The organism is Mycobacterium sp. MOTT36Y, from assembly GCF_000262165.1.
GTDB lineage: Bacteria > Actinomycetota > Actinomycetes > Mycobacteriales > Mycobacteriaceae > Mycobacterium > Mycobacterium intracellulare.
Window position 1 is genome coordinate 4928603 of the sequence record NC_017904.1, and the last position, 23533, is coordinate 4952135.

A 23533-nucleotide genomic window follows, 5' to 3' on the forward strand; every position below is an offset into this window, starting at 1 on the left:
CTCCCAAATCCAACGATTCACACTCAAAGCGCCAGACGCACCGCCGATTCCGCGCTCACAGGCCGGCCGCGCGGGTGATCCGCGCGAAGCGGCTGTCGGGCCCGCAGGCCTCGCGCACCGCGGCGACGTCGTCGACGACGTCGACGTCGGCCAGCGTCTGCACCGTCGCGACGTCGATGCCCGTGTCGCGCAACGCCTTCAACGTCAGTTCCCCGGTGTCGGGCGCCGACATCGGTACGGTGCGCAGGCACTGGGCCATCGCCGGTGCGCCCACGCCCAGCACCCACCAGCCGCCGTCGCGGGCCGGCCCGAGCACGGCCGGCGCCTCGAGCAGCCGGCGCGCGCAGCCGGTCAACAGCTCGGCGGTGACCTGGGGGGTGTCCATCCCGATCTGCAGCACCGGCAGCCCGTCCGACGAGGCGTCGGCGTGCGCGTTGGCGAGGCGTGCGGCGAAATCGTCGCCGCGCTGGGCGATCACGGTGAAGGACGCCAGTCGCCGCCGGATATCGGCGGCGCTCGCGGCGCGGCCGAGGTCCCCGGTGAGGGCGACGACCCGCGCCGCCACCGGCGCGTCGGCCACGGCGTCCAGCGTGTCGAGCAGTGCGGCGGCGGCGATCTCGGCGGCGACGCGGTCGCCGACGCTCGCCGCGAGCCGCGTCTTGGCCCGGCCCGGCTCGGGCGCTTTGGCGACCACCAGCAGCGTCACCGGCAGGGCGGTCACGAGATCACCTTCCAGAAGTCGAGGATCGCGGTGATGCTGCCGCGCAGCGATCCGCTGACCTTCGACTTGCCGCCCGTGCGCGGGCCGTAGCTGACGTCGAGTTCGACGACGCGCCAGCCGGCGGCCGCGGCGCGCACCAAAAGCTCGAGCGGATAACCGGATCGGCGGTCGGCGACGCCCAGCGCCAACAGCGCCTCGCGCCGGGCCACTCGCATGGGCGCGATGTCGTGCACCGGCAGGCCGTGGCGGGTGCGCAGCCGCCAGCTCATGACGACGGTCCCGATGCGGGCCACCCACGGCCAGTGCAGGCCGGGCACCGGCCGGCGCCGGCCGGTCACCAGGTCGGCGCCCTGCTCGAGCGCGGCGACCAGCCGCGGCAGGTCGGCGCCGTCCATCGAGCCGTCGGCGTCGATGACCGCCACGATCGGGGTCGTCGCGGCCATCACGCCCGCGTGCACGGCGGCGCCGTACCCGGCCCGTGGTTCGGCGACGACCCGGGCGCCGTGGCGCGCCGCGACGCCGGCGGTGTCGTCGGTGCTGTTGTTGTCGACCACCAGCGCCCGGTAGCCGGCCGGGATGGCGGCCAGCACGGCCGGCAGCGACTCCTCCTCGTTGAGGCACGGCAGGACCACCGTGACCAGGCCGTCGGCGCCGGGCACGCGTCAGAACCCGCGGTGCGTGCGGGGCTCCTGCGGGAACAGCGGCTGCTGCGAGTGCGTCGGCGGCGCGGTCTGCTGGGTGTGCGTCTGCACCGGCGGTTGGGTGGTCGCCTTGGTGCTCGGCGGCGCATACGTCGTCGTCGGGGGTGCGTGCGTGGTCGTCGGGGGTGAATACGTCGTCGTCGGGGGCGAATACGTGGTCGTCGGGGGCGAATACGTCGTCGTCGGCGGCGAGTACGTCGTCGTCGGCGGCGAATACGTCGTCGTCGGGGGCGAATACGTCGTCGTCGGCGGCTGGGACGTCGTGATGGTCGGCGGCGTGTAGGGCGTCGTCGGGTTGTACGGCGGGTTGTAGGGCGGTTGCCACCCCGGGATCGGAATGGGAATCGGAATAGGAACCGGCACAATAGGATTCGGCCGCGGCGCCCAACCCGGATCGGGGTTGGGCACGACACCGGGGTTGCTCGGCGCCTCGGGAACGGGAGCGACCTGCGGGCCGCCTCCGGACGGGGGCGCGACGTGTTCGGGAGCCGGGACGGTGCCGCCCTGGAACCCGGCGTTGGGCGCCTCGGGCGGGGGTGGGGGCAGCGGCGCCTGCTGCTGGCTCGGCAAGATCGGCATGAATTTGCCCGGGGTGCCGTTCTGCACGCCCACCACCGGCTGCTGGGCGGCGGTCGGGCGGACGGCCACCGCGATCGCGGTGGCCAGCGACGCTAATCCGATGACCGCGAAGGCGATGACGGCGTTGCCGATCACCAGCGACCGCCGCGACAGCTTCGTCGGCGCGTCCTCGCCGGCCTCGGCGTCGTCGCCGAACTCCGGGCCGTAGTCGTAGTCGTCGAATTCGGGGTCGTACTCGTCCATCTCGCCCGGATAGACCCCGCCCTCGTCGGCCATCGAGTACGCCAGCTGCGGCTCCTCGGCGTCCGGCGCGGGCACGACCGTCGTCTCGTCCCCGGTGAGGCCGGCGGCGGGGGCCATCGCGGTCGCGTCCCCGGCGGCGGGGGCCATCGCGGTCGCGTCACCGGTCAGGCCGACGGCCGGCGCCATGGCCGTCGCATCCGGCGCGGACGCCGCCGCCGCGGCGATCGCGGCGCCGCGCGCGAGCGCAAACGTGGGGTCCTCGGCGACCTGCACCCGCATGGTGGACGCGTCGCGCAATTCGTCGGCGACCCGGTTGAGGTCGGGCGAGGCGCCGAGCAGATACACCTCCCCCGGCGCGTCGGGATGCGTGCCGAGGTTCGCCATCATCGTCTGGAACGCGGCGGTAGCGTCCGGGCCCGTGGCGCCGGTCAGCGGCTGGCTGGCCAACACGGTCGGCGGCGCGTCGGGGTCCCCGGCGTCCGGGCCCACCACCGACAGGGTGGCCGTCGCGTCGTCCATCACGAGCGCGGCGCCGGGCCGCCCGGCCGCCCGCATGAGGGCGGCGACGGCCTGCGACTCCGAGAGCACCGCGACGTTGTGAACGCCGGAGTCCTCCAGCGCCCGCCGCAGCTCGTCAGCCCGTGGCTCGTCGGACCAGCACAGGCGCGTGCCGACCAACCGGTGGTTCTCGTCGGCCAACAAGCGATTGGTTCCGACCACGGTCTCGGTGAGCGTGCCGAGCGGGTTGTCGGCGAGATCGATGACGGATTGGTCGATCACGTCGGTGCCCTGGGCGCCCGACCCCAGGAGCGCCAGGCGGGCGACGGGACCGGTGACCGCGACCCCCAAAACGACGTCCATCCCGCTTCTCCTTCACCCTGGCCACCCCGCACCAGCAATGTCCCGGCATCATTACACTTGCGATACCGTCGGCAGTATCAGTCATTCGGCGACAAGGTTCGCCACTAGCGCAGCGTAACCAGCTTTTCGAAGGACAGGACGGTCGCCGCGGAATCGCCTCCGCCCAGCGGCCCGTCCCAGCCACTGCCACGGCAGCCGAACGGAGAATATGTTCGCAAGCGAGCGGTGCATGTGGCTCGGCAGGGCATTCCCCCGCCGGACACCGGCAGCTGCGCCGAAAGTAGTCGTCCTTGAATCCCGGGGGGCATGGTGAGCCAGAGCAGCGACGACACGCCAACCGGCCCCATCGGGGCCCGGGCCCAGCAGGCGCCCGCGCCCCGCATCATCCGCCCGCACGCCACCGGCGGCACGACACCCGTTGCCGCGGGCACGGGACGGCGCCGGGCCATCGTCAGCGACGCGACCGCGGTGGTGCTGTTGGTGCTCGCCGTGTTCTTGCCGTGGAATCTGTACTTCGGTGTCGGGATTCCCGACAGCAGTCCGGCCCTGTTCGCGGTGCTGCTCGCTGTGACGGTGCTCGCCGTCGCCGCCGTCGCGGTGGCCGGTTCCTGGCGGTCGGGCGGCGAGCGGTTCAACCCGGCGTCCGCGGCGCGGCTTCGGTTGGCGCTCAACGCCCCCTATCTGCTGCTGGTGCTCGCCGTCATCGCGTTCGACGCGTACGAGACCGTCCGGTTCGGGGGCACGGTCACCGTGCCCGGCGGGGTGGGGCCCGGGGCGTGGGTCGGCGTCGCCGGCTCGCTGCTCAGCGCCCAGGCGGTGCCGGCCGGGCCGATCCCGGCCGACGACGAGTACACGGGCTGGCATCGCTCCGCCCGGATGATCGGCGCGCTGTCGATGCTCGCGGCGGTGCTCAGCTTCGGGTTCAACCTGTACTGGCGGGTGCGCTACGCGCTGCAAAGCACTAACGGCGCGGCGGAATTCGGCAAGCAGAACATCGCGGTGATCGCCACGGCGGTGGTGTACGGGGTGGTGGCGCTGGTCGCGGTCCTGGTCGCGTCCAGGTGGCTGCTGCAGCGCACCCGGGCGAGCCGGCTGACCACCGTCGCACTGGGTGCGTCGGCATTGGCCGCGGGGATCCTGGTGTGGATCCTGCCCGTCGGCCGCGACCTCGATGCGTTCCACGGCATCGCCCAGAACACCTCGACCGCCGGGGTCGGGTTCGAGGGTTACCTCGCCTGGGCGGCCGGGGCGGCCATCTTCGCGCCGCGGGCCCTGTTCGGTCACCGCAACCCGTCGCCGGCGGAGGAATCCGCGTGGCGGTCCACGACCCGAAATGGCTTGCTGCTCATCGCCGTCTGGGCCGTGGGGTCGATCGCGATGCGGCTCACCGACCTTGTCGTCGGCATCGCCTTGAACTATCCGTTCTCCGGGTACGACAGCGTGGTGCTGGCCGCGTTCGACCTGGTGACCGCGGCCCTGGCGATCTGGCTGCGCCGCCGCCTGGCCGGAATCTCGGCGCGACTGGTCACGTCGCTGTGCGGGCTCGTCGCCGCCCTCAGCGTCGCCCGCGTGATCGTCGGCGTCGCGCTGGCGCCGCGGTTCGCCGACTCGCCCAATTCGCCCGCGCAGCAACCTGTCTACGGCAACGACCTCGCCCAGCAGATCACCAGCACCTTCGACGTGACGCTGTGCGGGCTGGCGCTGGGCATCCTGGCGGCCGCCGTCGTGGCCGGGCAACTGCACGGGCGGCGCCTGGCTCGCCGCGCCGCCCGCAAGCGCGCGGCCGACGCGAATGCGGCGGCGCCGACCACCCGGGTCCGCGTGGGCCAGGCCGCCGGGCCGTCGGCCGCGGCCACCACCCGCATGCCCACCGGGGGGCCCGGCGCGGAGAGCGACCCGCCCACCGCGGAGATCCCGCCGCTGGCCGGCTCGCCCCGGATCTTTCGCGGCGACGACTCCGGCACGCGGCAGATACCGGTGCGGGGGCCCCAGATCTTCCGCCCGCCGCAAACGTAGGGGTTTACCGAAGGGGCGCGAACGCGAACTCGCGCAACCCGTCACCCGGTAAGACCGAAGCGCTAAACCCCAGCACCTCGGCCGCCCGGGACGGGTCGGCGACGATGTGGCGCACGTCGCCGCTGCGATATTCACCGGTGACCACCGGCGACAGTGAACCGCCCCGCGCGTCGCACAGCGCCGCGGCCACCTCGAAGATCGAAATCGGCTGCCCCGAGCAGACATTGGCCGCGAGAAAACCGTCGTCGTGCGCTAGCGCCGCGACGTTGGCGGCGGCCACGTCATCGACGTGCACGAAGTCACGCATCTGGCCGCCGTCCTCGAAAATCCTTGGCGGCTCGCCCTTTTCCAGCGAAGACCGGAAGATCGCCGCCACGCCCGAATACGGGGTGTCGCGCGGCATGCCGGGGCCGTAGACGTTGTGGTAGCGCAGCGCCACCACCGAGCCGCCGGTGGCCTCCGACCAGGCCAGCGCGTAATGCTCCTGCGCGGTCTTGCCGGCCGCGTACAGGCTGCGGGGGCGCAGGCAGGCGTCCTCGTCGACGAGGCGCCACGCCAACTCCTCCCCGCCGACCGGGCACCGGTGCTCGAAGGCCCCGGCGTCGAGGTCCGCGCGCCGGCGCGGCAGCGGGTCCACGCGCCCGTGCCGTCGGCAGTGATAGTTCCCCTGCCCGTAGACGACCATCGAGGACGCCAGCACGAGGCGCCGCACCCCGGCGGCGAACATCTGCGCCAGCAGCACCGTGGTGGCCAGGTCGTTGTGGCCCCCGTAGGCGGGCGCGTCGGCGGCGTCCACGCCGGCGCCCACCATCGCCGCCTGATGGCACACCGCGTCCACGCCGTCCAGGAGCGGGGCCAGCGCGTCGGCGTCGCGCACGTCGACGCGGTGACATCCCTTCGGCAACACCGGGTTCGGGCCGTGCGCGGCGGGCAGCAGGACATCGACGGCGACGACGTCGTGGCCGGCGGCGCGCAGCGCGGCGCCCACCCGCGAGCCGATGAACCCGGCCGCGCCGGTCAACAACACCCTCATGGCAGCTCGATGGGCAGCGTCACCCCGGTGTGCGGCAGGCAGGTGGTGCAGGTGCGGTCGGCGGCGACCCGGCCGATGGCCGCGCGCACCAACGCCTTGAACGGCCCGATGTTGCGTTCGAATTCGGCGAACACGTCGACGGTCCGCACGCCCTCCCCGGCGCTCACGCCGGCGTCCAGGTCGGTCACCAAAGCGATTGCCGCGTAACAGATTTCGAGCTCCCTAGCGAGCACGGCCTCCGGGTATCCGGTCATGTTCACCAGCGAGAACCCGGCGGAGGCGAACCACCGGCTTTCGGCGCGGGTGGAAAAGCGCGGCCCCTGGATCACCACCATGGTGCCGCCGTCGACCACGCCGGGGAGGTCGGTGACCGCCGCGCGCAGCGTCGGGCAGTACGGATCGGCGAAGTCGACGTGGATCCCGCCGGAGTCGAAATAGGTGTCGGCGCGGCCCCGGGTGCGGTCGACCAGCTGATCGGGCACCACGATGGAGCCCGGGCCGAGTTCGGGTTTGAGGCTGCCGACCGCGCACGGCGCGAGCACCCGCCGCACGCCGAGTTTGCGCAGGGCCCACATGTTGGCCCGGTAGGGAACGGTGTGCGCGGAGAATTCGTGCTTGGCGCCGTGGCGGGGCAGGAAGGCGACGTCGTGTCCCTCGATGGCGCCCACGGTGACCGGGGCGCTGGGCGCTCCGTAGGGGGTGTCGACCGTGACGTCGTCGGCGTCGGATCCGAAGAAGGTGTAGAAGCCGCTGCCGCCGATGACTCCGAGCATCCGACCATTGTGGTGCATGACCACGCGGTGATCGCGGGGCCTGGGGAGCGGCGGCCCGCATCCTGGCAGGATGACGTTGTGGCCAATCTCGGGCAGTGGGTTTCGGGTGCGCGGCCGCGGACGTTGCCCAACGCGGTGGCGCCGGTCGTCGCCGGCACCGGCGCCGCGGCCTGGCTGGGATCCGCGGTGTGGTGGAAGGCGCTGCTGGCGCTGGCCGTAGCGCTCGCGCTGACCGTGGGCGTCAACTACGCCAACGACTACTCCGACGGCATCCGCGGCACCGACGACGACCGGGCCGGCCCGGTGCGCCTGGTCGGCTCGCGGCTGGCGGCCCCGCGGGCGGTGCTGGGCGCCGCGCTCGCGAGCCTGACGATCGGGGCGCTCGCCGGGGTGGTGCTGGCGCTGTTCAGCGCGCCGTGGCTGATCGCGGTGGGCGCGGCCTGCATCGCCGGGGCGTGGCTGTACACCGGCGGCTCGAAACCCTACGGCTACGCCGGTTTTGGCGAGGTCGCGGTGTTCCTGTTCTTCGGGCTGGTCGCCGTGCTCGGCACCCAGTACACGCAGGCGTTGCGGGTGGACTGGGTGGGGCTGCTGCTGGCGGTGTCGGTCGGGGCGCTGTCGTCGTCGGTGCTGGTGGCCAACAACCTGCGCGACATCCCCACCGACGCGCGGTCGGGGAAGATCACCCTCGCGGTGCGGTTGGGCGACGCCCGCACCCGCGTCCTGTATCAGGCGCTGCTGGGCACCGCCGGTGTGCTGACGCTGGCGCTCATGGTGGCCACCCCGTGGTGCGCCGCCGGACTGGTGGCCACGCCGCTGGCCCTGCGCGCCATGGCCCCGGTGCGATCGGGCCGCGGCGGCCCGGAGCTGATCCCGGTGCTGCGCGACACCGGGCTGGCGATGGTGGTGTGGGCGATCGCGGTGGCGGCCGCGCTGGCGATAGGTACCTAGAGTGCGAGCAGAGGCAAAGGCCCCCGAAAACGGCGCTGGTGGGGTACTTTTGCGTCTGCCCCGGGGATAGCGAAGGACCGCAATGAAGCAGATTTCCGCGACCAGCGGGCCCACCAACATCGGCTTGCTCAGCGTCGGGTCATACCGCCCCGAACGCGTGGTGACCAACGACGAGCTCTGCGAAAACATCGACTCCTCCGACGAGTGGATCTATTCGCGCACCGGGATCAAGACGCGCCGGTTCGCCGCACGCGACGAATCCGCCGCCTCGATGGCGACCGAGGCCGGGCGGGAGGCGATCGCCAAGGCCTCCCTCGAGGCCTCCGACATCGACTGCGTCATCGTGGCCACCAGCACCCACCTCCTGCAGACCCCCGCGTGCGCCCCCGCGGTCGCGGCGGCGCTGGGCGCCACCGGCGTGCCCGCCTTCGACATCTCGGCGGGCTGCGCCGGGTTCGGGTACGCGCTGGGCGTCGCGGCCGACATGATCCGCGGCGGGACCGCCGCCAGGGTGCTGGTCCTGGGCTCGGAGAAGCTGTCCCCCACGATCGACATGCAAGACCGCAGCAACTGCTTCATCTTCGCCGACGGCGCGGCCGGCGTGGTGGTGGGCGAGACGCCCACGCAGGGCATCGGGCCGACCGTCTGGGGTAGTGACGGCAACCAGGCCAGCGCCATCCGCCAGGACATCGACTGGCTCGACTACCTGGAGAATCCCACCGGCCCGCGCCCCTTCCTGCGGCTCGAGGGCAGCGCGGTCTTCCGCTGGGCGGCTTTCGAGATGGGCAAGGTCGGCCAGCAGGCCATGGACGCGGCGGGGATCCGGCCCGACGAGATCGACGTCTTCGTGCCGCACCAGGCCAACAGCCGAATCAACGAGATTCTGGCCAAGAGCCTCGAGTTGCGGCCGGACGCGGTGATCGCCAACGACATCGAGCACACCGGCAACACCTCGGCGGCGTCCATCCCGTTGGCCATGGCCGAGGTGCTGGCGACCGGGGCGGCCAAGGCCGGCGACCTGGCCCTGCTGATCGGTTACGGCGCCGGCCTGAGCTATGCCGCCCAGGTCGTCCGGCTGCCCAACGGCTGAGCCCTCACCCGTCCTCGCGCGTCTCGTCGGGCGGGGCGTCCCCGTGCAGCCGGGCCTGCAGCAGCTCGCGCTCCCGTCGGCGCCGTTCGCCGGCGATCGCCAGCGCCGCGGTGGCGCGCCGGCGCAGCGGCCCGAACACCCAGATGCCCAGCGGCATCGCGATGATCAGCGCGAACAGCGCGGCCACCACGAGGGGGAACTGCGTGATGCCCGCCAACCGCGCGACGCCATAGATCACGGCGGTGAGCACGACCGCCAGCAGCAACCGCGCCGCCATATATGCCAAAACGGGGACGACGACGTGGTTTTCGGCGCTCTCGCCGCCAGCGCCGTTTCCCGGGCCCCCGATGGTGTTGTCGCTACCTTCGTGTGACACAGCCAAAGCCTACGGCGCGGGTATATTCGCCCGAAGGAGGTGTTGTGTGGTCTACCTGCTGCTCGTCGTGATTTTGGGAACGCTGATCTACGTCGGCTGGCGTGCCGCGCGATCCCAGGTCCACCGACCGAAGACGCGCGTCATCGGACCCGACGACGATCCGGATTTCCTGCGGCGGCTGGGCCACGGCGATAACAACCCGCGCTAGCCAGCTGGATAGCGACCGCCGCTAGCCCAGGACTCCCGGGTTGCGCTGGTCGCCGGGGAATCCGTCGGCGACGATGGCGGCCAGCTCGGTGAGCGCTTCGCGGGTGGGCCGCCGCAGCCGCTCCAGGTCGATCTCGGCGCCCTCCTCCAGGTGCGGGTCGAACGGCACCAGCTGGACCGCGCGGCAGCGCCGGGAGAAGTGCTCGATCACCTTGTTCATGTCGACCTTGCCGGGGCGCGGGCGCACCCCGTTGATGACCGCGATCGAATTGCGGACCAGGTCTTCGTGGCCGTGGGCGTCCAGCCAGTCCAGCGTGGCCGACGCGCTGCGCGCGCCGTCGATGGAGGCCGAGCTGACCACGACCAGGGCGTCGGCCCTGTCCAGCACCGACTTCATCACCGAGTGCAGCAGGCCGGGTCCGCAGTCGGTGAGCACCAGGCCGTAGAACCGCTCCAGGATGTCCAGGATCCGCCCGTAGTCCTCGGCGCTGAAGGCCTCCGAGATCGCGGGGTCGGTCTCCGAGGCGAGCACCTCCAGGCCGCTGGGACCCTTCGAGGTGTAGCGGCGCACGTCGCTGTAGCGCTCGATGGTTCCGGCGTCGTGCAGCAGCTGACGCACGGTCGCGGCGGTCTCCAGCGGGATCTTCTGGCTCAGCGTGCCGCGGTCGGGGTTGGCGTCCACGGCCACCACGCGGTCGCCGCGAATGGAGGCGAAGGTGGCGCCCAGCGTCGCCGCGATCGTCGTCTTGCCGACACCGCCCTTCAGCGACAGGAACGCCACCCGGTACGAGCCGCGCAACGGCCGGTTCACCTGGGCGACCAGGTTGTTGTAGCGGCTGGCCCGGGGGCTTTCGCCCAGGTTGATCAGCCCGCCGGACATCTTGTACAGCAGCAGCCGCCACCCGTCGGACGGCGGCGGCTGGACCGGCCGCAGCAACATGCCGGTGGACAGCTCCGGATACGGCGTGTGCGGGAGGTGCTCGGGGCGCTGCGGCGCCCCCTGCATCTGGGTGGGCGGGGCGTCCGGCCCGGCGTAATAGGCGCCGTAGGCGGTCGGGTCGACGCGCGGGATGCCGGTGACCGGGGTGGAGTCCCACGGCGGCATGGCGCCGGGCCGCGGCGCGGTGGGCGGGGCCGCCTGCTGGTGTTCGGGGGTGGGGACGCGGCGCTCGGTGCGGAATCCGGCGAAGGCGCGAGTCGGGGCGTCCCCGCCCGACTCCGGTTGCGGTTCGCCCGCGTCCTGCTGGGCGGGCGCCGATGACGTCTGTGGGGGAATTTGCGTGGTCGGTTGTTCGGGCGCCCCCACGCCCGCCGTTGGATGCTCGGACACTGCATTCCCCCTTGTTGTGCGCTTGTCGTGCGCTATTCCGTTGTGTGCGTTATTCGGGGCGGTTGTTCGCTCTCACCCGACGCCCGCATACGAATGCAGGCCGACAGTCACCAGATTAACGAAGAACAAATTGAAGACCATCGCCACAAAGCCCGCGACGTTGATCCACGCGGCTTTGCGGTCCCGCCATCCGGCGGTCGACCTGGCGTGCAGGTAGGCGGCGTATATCACCCACGCGACGAAGGACACGGTCTCTTTGGGGTCCCAGCCCCAATACCTGCCCCAGGCCTCTTCGGCCCAGATGGCCCCGAAGATGACCCCGAACCCGAAGACCGGAAACGCGAAGATCGTCGTGCGGTAGGCGATGCGGTCCAGGGTTTCCGCGTCCGGGAAGCGCCGCACCAGCCGGGCCGCGGCGCTGTCGGTATCGGGATCCCCCAGCCGCGAGGTGCGCAGCAGGAACAGGATGCTGGCGATCCCGGCGACCAGGAACACCCCGGATCCCAGGCTGACGACGGACACGTGGATGGGCAGCCAGTAGGACTGCAACGCGGGCATCACGGGCGCGGCGTTGGTGTAGAGCCAGCGTCCCGACACCGTGAGCAGGATCAGCACCGGCAGCAGCAGAAAGACCCACAGGGGACGGTATTGGGGGCGGCGCAGCACGACGGCCCCGGCGATCAACCCGCACAGGCAGGTCAGGTTGATGAATTCGTACATGTTGCCCCACGGCACCCGCACCGTGGCCAGGCCGCGCAGCACCAGGCAGGCAAACAGCAGGCCGATGCCCAGGTACACCACGGACAACCCGGCCCGCCCGACGCGCTCGTCGAGCGGGCGCTGGTCCGGCTGTTCGACCACCCCGGGGGTGGCGGAGTCGGCGCTCACCGCGCCGGCCAGCACCCGGGCGCGCTGGTCCGCGCGGCGCCCGCCGGCGTACGCCAGCTCGAAGGCCAGCAGCAGCAGCGCGATGACCAGCGCGACGACGGCCGACGTAAACGCCCAGTCGGAGTAGCGCGCCAGCTCGACGTTGACGTGCAGCGTGTTCATGTGACGTCCACCTGAGAACTCCTTTGGGACGCGGGGGGCGTCTCGGCGCGGCCGGCCCCGCCCAATCCGTCCAGCAACCGCTCGGTCAATCGCTCGAACTCGTCGCCCCACCCGGAGTTGTCGGTGCGCGCCAGCCCGCCCAGCTCGACGTTCACCGTACCGGGTGCCCCGCCGGCGTCGGGCGTCAGACGGACCCACACGCGGCGGCGGCGCACCAGCAGCGACACCACCAGACCGCCCATCATCGTGATCGCGAAGACGAGCACCCAGGTCTGGCCGGGGTCGTGGGAGACCTGGAGGTTGACGAACGGCACGGCGCCGACGAAGCGGATCACGGTGCCGGCGGCCGGCCCCTGGTCGATCCGGACCGCCTGGCCCGCGCGCAGGTTGACCCGCTTCTCCTTGGTCAGCCGGCCCTGCTCGATCAGCCGGGGATCGAGGGTGAACAGCGACTGGGGCCGCCCGGTGTCCAGGCCGGTGTCGCCGCGGTAGATGTCGACGGCCACCGCGGGGGCGTTCAGGGCCGGGAACCGCGACGACAGCAGCGTGCCGTCCAGCTGCTCGGTCGGCGCGAGCAGGCCCTGGATCGCGATCTGGTGCGCGCGGCGCTCCGCCGGGGTGGGATAGGTGCCGGCCGGCGGGTCGATGCGGGCCACGCCCGAGGAGAGCAGGGTCTGCGGATTGTCGGGTCGCCACTGCACGGTCGACGTGCGGACCTGCCCGTCCGGGAACGTGACGCTGAAGGTGGGCGCGTAGCCGTGCCCCTGCAGGTACACCCGGTCACCGCCGAGCCGCAGCGGGTGGTTGACCTCGAGCCGGTAATGGCGCCAGGTGTTGGCGGTCAGGTCCTCGCCGGACTGGTAGGCGATGTTCGCCGCGAACGAGGTGGCCTGCCCGGACGGCAGGTAGTGCGCCGCGAAGTCGTCGACCCGGATGCACAGCGGGTGCAACGAGGTGCCGTCAACGGTGTTGCCGGCTCGGAACGAGTCGAACGCGGCCGGCGACGCGGAACAGAAGCCGGGGCCGCCGTCGGCGATGACGATCACGTTGCCCTCGTAGCCGAACAGCTTGCCGACGGCCACCGCGACCAGCAGGCCCAGCAGCGAGAAGTGGAAGACGATGTTGCCGAATTCGCGGAGGTAGCCCTTTTCCGCGGACACCTCCACGACGTCGGAAGCCGCGCCGTCTTCGTGGCGGATGGCGGTGCGCCAGCCGCGCAGCCGGTCGGTGATCGCGTTGGCCAGGGTGTTGAGCTCTTCGGCGCCGGCCCGGATCTGGTGGCTGGCGTGCTTGGGCAGCCGGGCCAGGTTGCGCGGGGCGGCGACCGGGGTGGACCGCAGGCTGCGGACGTGCTCGATCATCCGTGGGGTGAGGCAGCCGACCAGGGACACGAACAGCAGCACGTAGATGGCGGTGAACCAGAAGCTGGAGAACACGTTGAACGCCTGCAGCCGGTCCAGCCAGGGCCCGATCACGGGGTGGGCCTTGAGGTAGTCGTCGACCTTGCCGGCGTTGAGGTTGCGCTGCGGCAGCAGGGCGCCGGGGATGGCGCCGAGCGCGAGCAGGAACAGCAGCACCAGCGCGGTGCCCATCGAGGTCAGCGCGCGCCACGTGTTGCGCCCCCACGCGAGGAGTTGCCTCAAATCGGGAGCCTCACGTCGGACACGAACGCGTCGCGCAGCCAGGAGACGAAGTCGTTCCACACCCCGGTGACCAGCAGGGCGCCGACGGTGATGAGCAGCACGCCGCCGAACACCTGGATGGCCCGGGTGTGCCGGCGCAGCCAGCCCAGGCCCGCCACCGCGCCCGCCGAGCCGAATGCCAACAGCACGAACGGGATCCCCAGCCCCAGGCAGTACGCGATCACCAGCACGATGCCGCGCGCCACGCTGGCGCCGTCGGTGGCCGAGGCGACGGTGATCACGCCGGCCAGCGTCGGCCCCAGGCACGGCGTCCAGCCCAGCGCGAACACCGCGCCCAGCACCGGCGCCCCGGCGACCGTCGTCAGCTGCCGCGGGCTGAACCGCGCCTGGCGCTGCAGGGCCGGGATGAGCCCGACGAACACCAGGCCCATCACGATGGTCAGCACGCCGCCGGCCCGCTGCAGCAACAGCTGGTTGGTGATCAGCGTGGTCGTCATGCCCAGGACGGCGACGGTGCCCAGGATGAACACCGCGGTGAACCCGGCGACGAACAGCGCCGCCGATCCCGCGACCCGCCAGCGCGCGCCCGGCGGGGCTTTCACGGCGCCGGGGGGCGGTTGTTCGTCCACGCCGACGACGGCGGCCAGGTACGACAGGTAGCCGGGCACCAGTGGCACCACGCAGGGCGAGGCGAACGACACCAGCCCGGCCAACAGGCACGCGCCGAGCGCCACCAAAAGCGGTCCGGCGGCGGCGATCTGGGTGAAACCGGTCACTCGTGGGCCAATCGTTGCACCATCGGCTGCAGGTCGCCCGCCAGCATCTCGCGCAGGAAGACCGCCGCGACGCGGTGCTGACGGTCCAGGACCAGCGTGGAGGGGATCACGGTGGTGGGGTACTTGCCGCCGAACGCGATCACCGTGCGCATGGCCGGGTCGTAGATCGACGGGAACGTGACGTGGCGGTCGTTGACGAAGTCCAGTGCCGCCTGCCGGTTGTTGTCGCGGACGTCGATGCCGAGAAACGACACCCCGGCGCCGCGGGTGGCGTCATACACCTGCTGCAGCTGGGTGACCTCGGCGCGGCACGGCCCGCACCACTGCCCCCAGATGTTGATGACCACCACCCGGCCGGCGAAGATCGGATCGTCCAGCGACAGCGTGTGCGCGGGGTCGGCCAGGTCGGGGCCCGCCAGGGGGCCGGGGCGGCCACGGCTGGACGGCGGGTCGTAGGAGATGTCGGTCTTGCCGCCGGGCGAGACGAACTCGAAGGTGCCGCCCTGGGCGACCGCATCGTGGCCCGAGGAACAGCCGGCGAGCAGGCCGGAAACCAGGGTCGCCAGCGCGGCCCCGGTCATCGCCAGCCCTCGTATGTTCAAGGGGCCGCCGGCTCGGAGTACTCGACGCCGGCCAGCCGGTCGCCGTCGTAGACCAGGGTGGTCACCGACGCGAGGCCGCATTGCCGCCGCCGCGGGTCGTGCCACAGCCGCTGACCGGTCAGGTGCAGGCGCAGCGTCCACACCGGCAGTTGGTGGCTGACGCACACCACCTCGTGGCCGGCGCCGCGGGCGCGGGCCTTGTCCACCGCCGTCTCCATCCGGGCCGCGATCTCGGTGTAGGGCTCCCCCCACGACGGCCGGAACGGGTTGCGCAGCTGCCACCACACCCTGGGGTCGCGCCAGGCGCCGTCGCCGGGGCTGACGCGCCGGCCCTGGAAGAAGTTGGCGGATTCGATGAGGTCCGGGTCGGTGTCGACGGGGAGGCCGTGCTTGGCGGCGATGGGCGCGGCGGTTTCCTGGGCGCGTTGCAGGGGCGAGGCGATCACCGCGACGATGTCGCGGTGATCGAGGGCGTCGGCCACCGCGGCCGCCTGCGCCCGGCCCGCCTCGGACAGGTGAAACCCGGGCAGCCGCCCGTAGAGGACGCCGCTCGGGTTGTACACCTCGCCGTGCCGCACGACGTGCACCCGGGTCTGCTCGGCCATCAGGACTTCCCCTCCTCGGCTTCGGCGGCGGCCCGCGCGGCGCCCGGCAGCGCCTCGGCGATGCGGTCGAAGGCGCCGTCGTCGAGCGCGGTCGAGACGAACCACGCCTCGAAGGCGCTGCACGGCGGGTAGACGCCCGCGTCCAGCAGCGCGTGAAAGAACGGTGGATAACGCCAGGTCTGGCTGGCGCGCGCGGAGCCGAAGTCCGTGATCGGAGTGTCGGAGAAGAACACGCTGAGCATGTTGCCGGCCCGCGGAATCTGGTGCGCCACACCGGCATTCGTCAACGCGTCGGAAAAGAGCCCGGCCAGGCGGTCGGCGTTGGCGTCCAGGGTCGTGTAGGCGGCGGCATCGGCGTTGCGCAGTGTCGCCAGCCCGGCGGCCATCGCGACCGGGTTTCCCGACAGCGTGCCGGCCTGATACACCGGGCCCAGCGGCGCCAGCCGCTCCATCACCTCGGCCCGCCCCCCGAAGGCGGCGGCCGGCAACCCGCCGCTCATCACCTTGCCGAAGGTGAACAGGTCGGCGTCGACGGGATCGATTCCGTACCAACCGCTTCGGCTGACACGGAAGCCCGTCATCACCTCGTCGATGATCAGCAGCGCGCCGTGTTCGGCGGTGATGGTCCGCAGTGCCGCGTTGTAGCCGGGCGCGGGGGGAACCACCCCCATGTTGCCGGGACTGGCTTCGGTGATCACCGCGGCGATCTGGTCGCCGAACCGGGCGAAGGTCTCGCGCACGGCCTCGATGTCGTTGTAGGGCAACACGATGGTGTCGGCCGCCGTCGCCCCGGTGACGCCCGGTGAGGACGGCAGACCCAGCGTCGCCACCCCGGAGCCCGCGTCGGCGAGCAGCGCGTCGACATGGCCGTGGTAGCAGCCGGAGAACTTGATGACCTTGGCCCGGCCGGTGAAGCCGCGGGCCAGCCGCACCGCGCTCATGGTGGCCTCGGTGCCGGAGTTGACCAGGCGGACCCGGTCGACCGGTGCCACCCGCCCGATCATCTCGGCGGCCAGCTCGCTCTCCGCAGGCGTGGGCGCCCCGAACGACAGGCCCGAGGCGGCGGCCTTCGCGACGGCGTCGACCACGGCGGGGTGGGCGTGGCCCAGGATCATCGGGCCCCACGAGCAGACCAGGTCCACGTAGCGGTTGCCGTCGGCGTCGGTCAGCCAGCAGCCGCGCGCCTGCGTGATGAACGGCGGCGTCCCGCCGACCGCGGTGAATGCTCGAACGGGAGAGTTCACGCCGCCCGGAATGACGGCGCAGGCGTCCTCGAACAGCCGCGCCGAGGCCGCCGTGGCCCGAGGGGCTCCGGTGGCGTGCGCGGTCGCCCGATCACTGCTTCCCATGACGACTAGTGTCCCAGCCTTCGCGGCCCGTCCAACTACAGGGTGTAGCAGGGCAGGCCGGTCGGCCGGTCAGGCCCCTTGCCGTTCGGCTTCCTGCGCCTTTTGATAGTCGTGGCGCGCGGCGTCGCGTTCCTTTTCCGCCGCGCGCTGGTGCGCGGCGACATCGCCGAGGCGCTGGGCGACCGCGCGCTCATGGACTTCGGCGGCCCGCTCGTGCGCGACGGCGGCGTCGTAGTGGCGCTGCACTCCGCGGCGGTGAGCCTCCTCGTCGCGCTCGTGCGACGCCTCGGCGCGCTCGGCGGCGCGGCGCGCGTCGTCCACGGTGACGGCCTTGCCCGCGGCGAGTTCCTCCCCCCGGCGCACCAGCTCCTCCGCGCGCCGGGCGGCCTCGTTACCTGCCGCCTGCCCCATGAGACGACATTAGACCCGTGGCCCCACAAAGATCGGGTTGTCCTGGCCCGGGGCCTGCGAGTTGGATGGGAGGATGCAACTCCCCCAAGGACTTGCCCGGTTCAACCGTCACGTCACCAACCCGATCCAGCGGATGTGGGCCGGTTGGCTCCCGTCCTTCGGGATCCTGGAGCACGTGGGGCGGCGCTCGGGCAAGCCGTACCGCACACCAGTGAACGTGTTTCGCACCGAGGTCGACGGCAAACCCGGGGTGGCGATCCTGCTGACGTATGGCCCCGACCGGGATTGGCTGAAGAACCTGACCGCGGCGGGCGGCGGGCGCCTACGCACCCGGGGCAAAACCGTGGGTGTCGCCGATCCGCGCGTGGTCTCCAAGGCCGAGGCGGCGGCGCACGTGTCCCGCGGCGTGCGACGGGTTTTCGCCAGGCTGCCGTTCGAGCAGGCGGTATTGCTCACCCTGACGTCCTGAACGCGCGGGTGATGCGGATCGCGGCGATCGTCGAGCGGGCGGTCGGCCTCGAGGGCGGTCGACGCGGCGGGCCCGCCAACGCGGTGGTCAACTTCTCCGGTCACACCGTCTCATTGGTCGCGGTGATCGCCGACGTGATCCGGGGCGGGCGGCCCGTGGCGGGCGTGGCGTTCAACTCGATCGGGCGGTTTGCGCAGAGCGGGATCCTGCGCGACCGGATGATCCCGCGGGTAATGGCCGCCTCCCCCGACACGCTGCTGGATGCGTCCGGGTTCCTCGATCCGGCCGCGGTCGTGGCGCGCGCGCTGGCCGACGAGAAACCCGGCGGTCATGGGGACCGGGCGGCCGCAGCGGGAGCGCTGGAACTGGCGTGCTGGGACCTCAACGCCAAGCTGCGCGACGAGCCCGCGTGCGTGACGATCGCCCGCCACGCCGGGCGGGATCCCGCGCCGGCGGTGCCGGTGTATGCCGCCGGCGGCTACTACTACGCCGAGGGCGGCGTCGAGAGGCTGCGCCGCGAAATGCGCGGGTACCTCGACCTCGGCTATGACGCGGTCAAGATGAAGATCGGCGGCGCCGCGCTGGGCGAGGACCTGACGCGGATCGAGGCCGTCGTCGACGCCGTCGGCGACGCGGGACGGGTCGCGGTCGACGCGAACGGCCGCTTCGTCCGCGCACAGGCCACCCGCTGGGCGGACGCGCTGGCCCCCTACGGCCTGCGCTGGTACGAGGAGCCGGGTGATCCCCTCGATTACGCGCTGCACCGCGCGGTGACGGACCGCTACGACGGCGCGGTGGCCACCGGCGAAAACCTGTTCTCGGTGCCGGACGTCACAAACCTGGTTCGCTACGGGGGCATGCGGCCGAATCGTGATGTCTTCCAAATGGATCCGGGGCTGAGCTACGGGCTGGGCGAGTACATGCGGATGCTCGACGTCCTGGAGGCTCATGGTTTCGATCGCCGGTTCGCGTTTCCGCACGGCGGGCACCTGATCAACCTGCACGTCGCCGCCGGGCTCGGCTTGGGCGGGTGTGAGGCTTACCCGGGAGTGTTCGCGCCGTTCGGCGGCTATTCCGATGCCTGCGTGGTCTCGGGCGGCCGGATCGCGCCAACGGACGCAGCCGGGTTCGGCCTCGAGGAGAAGGCCGGCCTGGCCGAACTGATCGCGGAGCTGACCGGAGGGTGCGGATGAAGATCGCGGTAATCGGTTGCGGGGCAATGGGTTCCATTTACGCCGCCCGGCTGGCGACCGCGGGTAACGACGTGCTGGCCATCGACCGCCACGAGCCCAGCGTCGAACGGATCAGCCGCGACGGCCTGCGGGTCACCGGCCCGGGCTACGACCGGGTGGTGCCGCTGCGGGCCAGCACCACCGCGCCGGACGAGCCGATGGATCTGATCGTGCTGGCGATCAAGGCGGCCGACGTGACAGTCGGTGCGCGCCAAGCCCTTCCGATGCTGGGGCCGGCCACACCGGTGCTGACCATCCAGAACGGTTTGGGATCGGCGGAGACGGTCGCCGGCATCGTCGGCGCCGAGCGCGTCGCCGTCGGCATCGCCAGCGGGTTCGGGGCGTCGCGGGTGGCCCCCGGCCATGTGCATCACAACGCCATGCGGGCGATGCGCTTCGGCGCCCACTCGTCGCTGCCGCATGCGACGGTCGAAACGATCGCGCGGGCCTGGACCGACGCCGGATTCGACGCCGCCGCGGTCACCGACATCGCCGCCATGCAGTGGGAGAAGCTCATCTGCAACGCCGCCTACAGCGCGCCGTGCGCGCTGACCGGCATGACCGTCGGCCAGGTGATGGACGATCCGGAGATGGCTCCGGTCAGCCGGGCCGCCGCCACCGAGGCGTGGACCGTCGCCCGCGCGTCCGGCATCGCGGTGGCCGTCACCGACCCTGTCGCCCACGCGCGCGACTTCGGCGCGCAGATGCCCGACGCCAAACCGTCGGCGCTGCTGGACCACGAGGCCCGCCGCGTCAGCGAGATCGACGTCATCAACGGCGCGGTGCCGCGCCAGGGCGCACGGGTCGGCGTCGCGGCGCCGGTGAACGCGACGCTGACCGCCTTGATCAAAGCGATCGAACGGCAGTGGGGCTGACCGGGCTCCGCTAGAACGGGCCAGGACGGGTATACGGCACCGGCACGCGCCGCGATGAGAGGAAGCCGCCGATGACCGACACCGTCACCGACTCGGGCCGCGAGCAGCGCCTGACCGAGCGCGTCGAACAGCTGTACGCCAACGACCCGCAGTTTCGGGCCGCCGCGCCGTCGCAGGAGGTGACCGAGGCCGCGCACCGCGCGGGACTGCGGCTGGCCGAGGTCGTCGACATCTACCTGAGCGGTTATGCCGATCGGCCCGCCCTCGGCCAGCGCGCCTGCGAGGTGGCGCGCGATCCGGCGACCGGGCGCGCGGCGACGTCCCTGCTGTCGGGGTTCGAGACCATCACCTACCGCGAGCTGGGTGACCGGGTCGCGGCGCTGGCCGCCGCGTGGCGCTCCGGCCTGCCCGGCGGGTTGCGCCCCGGCGACTTCGTCGGCGTCCTGGGCTTCACCAGCATCGACTACGTCGTGCACTACCTGGCGTGCATCCGGCTGGGCGCGGTGTTCGTGCCGCTGCAGACCAGTTCGACGGCGGCCCAACTCGCCCCGATCGTCGCCGAGACGTCGCCGCGCATCCTGGCCGTGAGCGTCGAGTCCCTCGGCACCGCGGTCGATGTCGTCCTCGAGGCACCGTCGGTCCAGCGCCTGGTGGTGTTCGATTACACCAGCGACGACGACGAACAGCGCGGCCGCTACGACGACGCCCGCGCGCGCCTGCGCGACGCCGGGCACGGCGCCGAGATGGTGGCGCTCGCCGCCGAGCTCGCGTCCGGTCGCGGGCGCCCGGCGCCGGAGGCCCACGTTCCGGGCCAGGGCGAAAACCCGCTGGCCACACTGGTTTACACCTCCGGCAGCACCGGCACCCCCAAGGGCGCGATGTACACCGCCGACATGATGACCCGGATCTGGCAGCGCCCGCACAGCCCCTCGGTGGACATCGGCCGGGTGATCCCGGCCATCCACCTGCAGTATATGCCGCTGTCGCACGTGTACGGGCTGGAGTGGCTGATCGCCACCCTGTCCTCCGGCGGCATCGGCTACTTCGCCGCCAAGAGCGACATGTCCACCCTGTTCGACGACATCGGCTTGGTCCGGCCCACCGCGTTGAACCTCGTCCCCCGGGTGTGCGACATGTTCTTTCGCCGCTACCGCAAGGAGCTCGACCAACGAGCCGGCGACGGCCTCACCGCCGAACAGCGCGACGAGGCGGTGAAAGCCGAACTGCGGCAAGACTTCATCGGCGGGCGGGTCATCTCGGCGATGTGCGGCAGCGCGCCGCTGTCCAAGCAGATGCACGCCTTCATGGAGTCGCTGCTCGACGTCACCGTGGCCGACGGCTACGGCGCGACCGAGACCGGCGGCGGCATCATGCGCAGCGGCCGGATCAGGCGCCCGCCCGTCACCGACTACAAACTCGTCGACGTCCCCGAGCTGGGCTACCTCACCACCGACAAGCCCTACCCGCGCGGCGAGCTACACCTGAAGGCCAGCAACGTGATTCCCGGATACTTCAAGCACCCGGAGCTGTCGGCGCAGATCTTCGACGACGAGGGGTTCTACAAGACCGGCGACATCATGGCCGAGCTGGGGCCCGACCACCTGATGTATCTGGACCGCAGCAACAACGTCATCAAACTCTCGCAGGGTGAATTCGTCGCCGTCTCCCAGCTGGAGGCCACCTTCTCCACCAGCCCCTACATCCGCCAGATCTTCCTGTACGGCAGCAGCGAGCAACCGTTCCTGCTCGCGGTGATCGTGCCGAACGTCGACGCCGTCGGCGGCGGCGACGCGCGCGCCCTGATCGCGGAGTCGCTGCAGCAGATCGCCGCCGACTCCCACCTGCACCCGTACGAGGTCCCGCGCGACTTCCTGCTGGAGCCGCAGCGTTTCACCCGGGACAACGGCCTGCTGTCCGGGGTGGGCAAGCTGCTGCGTCCGGCCCTCAAGGCGCGCTACGGCGAGCGCCTCGACGCCATGTACGACGAGATCGAGGCCAGCCACGGCAACCAGCTCGACGAGCTGCGCTCCGCGAGCCGCGAGCTGCCCACCATCGACACGGTGCGGCGGGCGGCGGCGGCAACCCTGGGCCTGCCGGCGGACACCGCGCTGCGCGGCGACGCGAAGTTCATTGAGCTGGGCGGTGATTCGCTGTCGGCGTTCTCCTTCGCCACGCTCCTGTCGGAGATCTTCCACGTCGACGTGCCCGTGCAGACCATCGTCAGCCCCACCGCGACCCTGGCCACCGTCGCGAACTACGTTGACGGCGAACGGACTTCGGAATCGACGCGGCCGACGTTCGCCTCGGTGCACGGCCGGGGCGCCACCGTCGCCCGCGCCGCGGATCTGACGCTGGCCAAGTTCATCGACGACGACACGTTGGCCGCCGCGCCCCACCTGCCGGCGCCGACCGGCGCCGTCAACACCGTGCTGCTGACCGGGGCCAACGGCTACCTCGGGCGCTTTCTGTGCCTGGATTGGCTGGAGCGCCTGGCCCCCACGGGCGGCACGGTGATCTGCCTCGCCCGCGGGGCGGACCCGACCGCCGGGCGTCAGCGCATCGAGGCGGCCATCGACAGCGGCGACGCCGAATTGTCGCGGCGTTTCCGCCAATTGGCCGACAAACATCTTCAGGTGCTCGTCGGTGACGTGGGCGCCGCCAACCTCGGGCTGGACACGCCCACCTACCAGCGCCTGGCGCGATCGGTGGACCTCGTCGTGCATTCGGCCGCCCTGGTCAACCACGTGCTGCCGTACAGCCAGCTGTTCGGCCCTAACGTGGTGGGCACTGCCGAGATCGTCAAGCTGGCGATCAGTGAGCGCCTCAAGCCGATCAACTACATCTCCACCGTGGCCGTGACGACGCTGCCGTATGGCAGCTTCATCGGCGAGGACGCCGACGTGCGTTCGGCCAGCCCCTCGCGCTCCCTCGACGAGTCGTATGCCAGCGGGTACGCGACCAGCAAGTGGGCCGGCGAGGTGCTGCTGCGCGAGGCCCACGACCTGTGCGGCGTGCCGGTCGCGGTCTTCCGGTCCGACATGATCCTGGCGCACAGCGATTTCGCCGGTCAGCTCAACGTGCCGGACATGTTCACTCGGCTGATCTTGAGCCTGGTGGCGACCGGGATCGCGCCGCGATCCTTCTATCAACTCGACGCGTCCGGCAACCGGCAGCGCGCCCATTACGACGGGCTACCAGCCGATTTCACCGCCGAGGCCATCACCACGTTGGGCGCGCGCACCCGGCAGGGTTACCACACCTACAACGTGCTCAACACCCATGACGACGGGGTTTCGTTGGACACGTTCGTGGACTGGCTCATCGCCGACGGGCACGAGATCGAACGGGTCGACGACTACGACGAGTGGCTGGCCAGATTCACCGCGGCGATGAAGTCGCTGCCGGACAACCAACGGAAGAGTTCCCTGCTGCCGCTGATGAGCGCCTACGCCAAGCCGGGCCAGCCGACGCACGGCACCGGCATGCCCGCCGAAAAGTTCCGCGCGGCAGTGCAATCCGCGGGGATCGGCGCCACCCGGGATGTCCCGCACGTCACGCAGGCGTTGATCGACAAATACGTCGCCGATCTGCAGCGGCTGGGATTGTTGCGCACCCGTGCCGGAGCGCACGCGGGATGAGG

The 23533-nt window shown here is 71.7% G+C and carries 22 protein-coding genes; 8 read left to right on the plus strand and 14 right to left on the minus strand.

What is annotated here, in order from left to right; translation table 11 throughout:
* Positions 1–55 precede the first annotated feature (55 nt).
* Genes W7S_RS22530 through W7S_RS22540 form a run of 3 tightly spaced genes read right to left on the minus strand, consistent with a single transcriptional unit; the run spans position 56 to position 3105 of the window.
* Complete coding sequence (locus tag W7S_RS22530; protein WP_008261071.1) at positions 56–721, minus strand: DUF2064 domain-containing protein; 666 nt, start codon at positions 719–721, stop codon at positions 56–58.
* A complete protein-coding gene (locus W7S_RS22535) occupies positions 718–1380 on the minus strand; it encodes a glycosyltransferase family 2 protein (protein WP_008261072.1) in 663 nt (220 codons plus the stop codon). The genes W7S_RS22530 and W7S_RS22535 overlap by 4 nt, the downstream gene beginning before the upstream one ends.
* A gap of 3 nt (positions 1381–1383) precedes the next feature.
* Positions 1384–3105: a hypothetical protein gene (locus W7S_RS22540; protein ID WP_008261073.1), complete on the minus strand. Its 1722-nt coding sequence runs from the start codon at positions 3103–3105 to the stop codon at positions 1384–1386.
* 306 nt (positions 3106–3411) lie between these two features.
* Between W7S_RS22540 and W7S_RS22545 the strand changes: the two genes are divergently transcribed.
* Entirely contained in the window at positions 3412–5121 is a 1710-nt protein-coding gene (locus W7S_RS22545) for a hypothetical protein (RefSeq protein WP_008261074.1), read from the plus strand.
* 4 nt (positions 5122–5125) lie between these two features.
* Here the strand turns inward: W7S_RS22545 and W7S_RS22550 are convergent, their stop codons facing one another.
* Both W7S_RS22550 and W7S_RS22555 read right to left on the minus strand, forming a co-directional pair.
* The gene (locus tag W7S_RS22550) at positions 5126–6154 is read right to left on the minus strand and encodes an NAD(P)-dependent oxidoreductase (protein ID WP_008261075.1); all 1029 of its coding nucleotides are present in this window, start codon (positions 6152–6154) and stop codon (positions 5126–5128) included.
* Complete coding sequence (locus tag W7S_RS22555) at positions 6151–6927, minus strand: S-methyl-5'-thioadenosine phosphorylase (protein WP_014385852.1); 777 nt, start codon at positions 6925–6927, stop codon at positions 6151–6153. Before W7S_RS22555 ends, W7S_RS22550 begins: the two co-directional genes overlap by 4 nt.
* Positions 6928–7005: 78 nt before the next feature.
* Between W7S_RS22555 and W7S_RS22560 the strand changes: the two genes are divergently transcribed.
* On the plus strand, positions 7006–7878 hold the full coding sequence (locus tag W7S_RS22560) for a 1,4-dihydroxy-2-naphthoate polyprenyltransferase (RefSeq protein WP_008261080.1): 873 nt from the start codon (positions 7006–7008) through the stop codon (positions 7876–7878).
* Positions 7879–7960: 82 nt separating this feature from the next.
* On the plus strand, positions 7961–8968 hold the full coding sequence (locus tag W7S_RS22565) for a beta-ketoacyl-ACP synthase III (protein ID WP_008261082.1): 1008 nt from the start codon (positions 7961–7963) through the stop codon (positions 8966–8968).
* Between the two features lie 4 nt (positions 8969–8972).
* On the opposite strand, the gene W7S_RS22570 is transcribed toward W7S_RS22565, so the two are convergent.
* Positions 8973–9344: a DUF4229 domain-containing protein gene (locus W7S_RS22570; protein WP_008261083.1), complete on the minus strand. Its 372-nt coding sequence runs from the start codon at positions 9342–9344 to the stop codon at positions 8973–8975.
* Between the two features lie 46 nt (positions 9345–9390).
* Between W7S_RS22570 and W7S_RS26705 the strand changes: the two genes are divergently transcribed.
* Positions 9391–9552 (plus strand): hypothetical protein, encoded by a 162-nt coding sequence (locus tag W7S_RS26705; protein WP_008261085.1) that lies wholly within the window; start codon positions 9391–9393, stop codon positions 9550–9552.
* 21 nt (positions 9553–9573) lie between these two features.
* Here W7S_RS26705 and W7S_RS22575 read toward each other — a convergent pair whose 3' ends face one another.
* From W7S_RS22575 to W7S_RS22610, 8 genes are all read right to left on the minus strand, one after another.
* Positions 9574–10881 (minus strand): MinD/ParA family protein, encoded by a 1308-nt coding sequence (locus W7S_RS22575; RefSeq protein ID WP_008261087.1) that lies wholly within the window; start codon positions 10879–10881, stop codon positions 9574–9576.
* Between the two features lie 72 nt (positions 10882–10953).
* Positions 10954–11931 carry a c-type cytochrome biogenesis protein CcsB gene (ccsB, locus tag W7S_RS22580; RefSeq protein ID WP_008261089.1) on the minus strand — a complete coding sequence of 326 codons (978 nt, stop codon included), beginning with the start codon at positions 11929–11931 and terminating at the stop codon, positions 10954–10956.
* Positions 11928–13523, minus strand: a complete 1596-nt coding sequence (locus W7S_RS22585; protein ID WP_008261091.1) for a cytochrome c biogenesis protein ResB — start codon at positions 13521–13523, stop codon at positions 11928–11930. The genes ccsB and W7S_RS22585 overlap by 4 nt, the downstream gene beginning before the upstream one ends.
* A gap of 47 nt (positions 13524–13570) precedes the next feature.
* Entirely contained in the window at positions 13571–14350 is a 780-nt protein-coding gene (locus W7S_RS22590; RefSeq protein ID WP_008261093.1) for a cytochrome c biogenesis CcdA family protein, read from the minus strand.
* On the minus strand, positions 14347–14931 hold the full coding sequence (locus tag W7S_RS22595) for a TlpA disulfide reductase family protein (protein ID WP_008261095.1): 585 nt from the start codon (positions 14929–14931) through the stop codon (positions 14347–14349). The genes W7S_RS22590 and W7S_RS22595 overlap by 4 nt, the downstream gene beginning before the upstream one ends.
* Before the next feature lie 17 nt (positions 14932–14948).
* Positions 14949–15557, minus strand: a complete 609-nt coding sequence (locus W7S_RS22600; protein ID WP_008261096.1) for a histidine phosphatase family protein — start codon at positions 15555–15557, stop codon at positions 14949–14951.
* On the minus strand, positions 15557–16906 hold the full coding sequence (gene hemL / locus W7S_RS22605) for a glutamate-1-semialdehyde 2,1-aminomutase (protein ID WP_008261098.1): 1350 nt from the start codon (positions 16904–16906) through the stop codon (positions 15557–15559). The genes W7S_RS22600 and hemL overlap by 1 nt, the downstream gene beginning before the upstream one ends.
* Before the next feature lie 69 nt (positions 16907–16975).
* Positions 16976–17317 (minus strand): hypothetical protein, encoded by a 342-nt coding sequence (locus W7S_RS22610; RefSeq protein ID WP_008261101.1) that lies wholly within the window; start codon positions 17315–17317, stop codon positions 16976–16978.
* Between the two features lie 73 nt (positions 17318–17390).
* On the opposite strand from W7S_RS22610, the gene W7S_RS22615 reads away from it, so the two are divergent.
* From W7S_RS22615 to car, 4 genes are all read left to right on the plus strand, one after another.
* A complete protein-coding gene (locus tag W7S_RS22615; protein WP_008261103.1) occupies positions 17391–17786 on the plus strand; it encodes a nitroreductase family deazaflavin-dependent oxidoreductase in 396 nt (131 codons plus the stop codon).
* An 11-nt stretch (positions 17787–17797) separates the two neighbouring features.
* Positions 17798–18979, plus strand: coding sequence for an enolase C-terminal domain-like protein (locus W7S_RS22620; RefSeq protein WP_008261105.1), 1182 nt, complete (start codon positions 17798–17800; stop codon positions 18977–18979).
* Positions 18976–19893, plus strand: coding sequence for a ketopantoate reductase family protein (locus W7S_RS22625; RefSeq protein ID WP_008261107.1), 918 nt, complete (start codon positions 18976–18978; stop codon positions 19891–19893). The genes W7S_RS22620 and W7S_RS22625 overlap by 4 nt, the downstream gene beginning before the upstream one ends.
* Positions 19894–19964: 71 nt before the next feature.
* The gene (gene car, locus W7S_RS22630; protein ID WP_014712422.1) at positions 19965–23531 is read left to right on the plus strand and encodes a carboxylic acid reductase; all 3567 of its coding nucleotides are present in this window, start codon (positions 19965–19967) and stop codon (positions 23529–23531) included.
* Positions 23532–23533: the final 2 nt, after the last annotated feature.

Excerpts from the sequence above, each read along its gene's own strand:
- W7S_RS22540 (WP_008261073.1), bottom strand. The coding sequence starts at position 3,105 with ATGGACGTCGTTTTGGGGGTCGCGGTCACCGGTCCCGTCGCCCGCCTG.
- W7S_RS22545 (WP_008261074.1), top strand. The coding sequence starts at position 3,412 with ATGGTGAGCCAGAGCAGCGACGACACGCCAACCGGCCCCATCGGGGCC.
- W7S_RS22550 (WP_008261075.1), bottom strand. The coding sequence starts at position 6,154 with ATGAGGGTGTTGTTGACCGGCGCGGCCGGGTTCATCGGCTCGCGGGTG.
- W7S_RS22555 (WP_014385852.1), bottom strand. The coding sequence starts at position 6,927 with ATGCTCGGAGTCATCGGCGGCAGCGGCTTCTACACCTTCTTCGGATCC.
- W7S_RS22565 (WP_008261082.1), top strand. The coding sequence starts at position 7,961 with ATGAAGCAGATTTCCGCGACCAGCGGGCCCACCAACATCGGCTTGCTC.
- ccsB (WP_008261089.1), bottom strand. The coding sequence starts at position 11,931 with ATGAACACGCTGCACGTCAACGTCGAGCTGGCGCGCTACTCCGACTGG.
- W7S_RS22585 (WP_008261091.1), bottom strand. The coding sequence starts at position 13,523 with ATGGGCACCGCGCTGGTGCTGCTGTTCCTGCTCGCGCTCGGCGCCATC.
- W7S_RS22595 (WP_008261095.1), bottom strand. The coding sequence starts at position 14,931 with ATGACCGGGGCCGCGCTGGCGACCCTGGTTTCCGGCCTGCTCGCCGGC.
- W7S_RS22600 (WP_008261096.1), bottom strand. The coding sequence starts at position 15,557 with ATGGCCGAGCAGACCCGGGTGCACGTCGTGCGGCACGGCGAGGTGTAC.
- hemL (WP_008261098.1), bottom strand. The coding sequence starts at position 16,906 with ATGGGAAGCAGTGATCGGGCGACCGCGCACGCCACCGGAGCCCCTCGG.
- W7S_RS22610 (WP_008261101.1), bottom strand. The coding sequence starts at position 17,317 with ATGGGGCAGGCGGCAGGTAACGAGGCCGCCCGGCGCGCGGAGGAGCTG.
- W7S_RS22615 (WP_008261103.1), top strand. The coding sequence starts at position 17,391 with ATGCAACTCCCCCAAGGACTTGCCCGGTTCAACCGTCACGTCACCAAC.
- W7S_RS22620 (WP_008261105.1), top strand. The coding sequence starts at position 17,798 with ATGCGGATCGCGGCGATCGTCGAGCGGGCGGTCGGCCTCGAGGGCGGT.
- W7S_RS22625 (WP_008261107.1), top strand. The coding sequence starts at position 18,976 with ATGAAGATCGCGGTAATCGGTTGCGGGGCAATGGGTTCCATTTACGCC.
- car (WP_014712422.1), top strand. The coding sequence starts at position 19,965 with ATGACCGACACCGTCACCGACTCGGGCCGCGAGCAGCGCCTGACCGAG.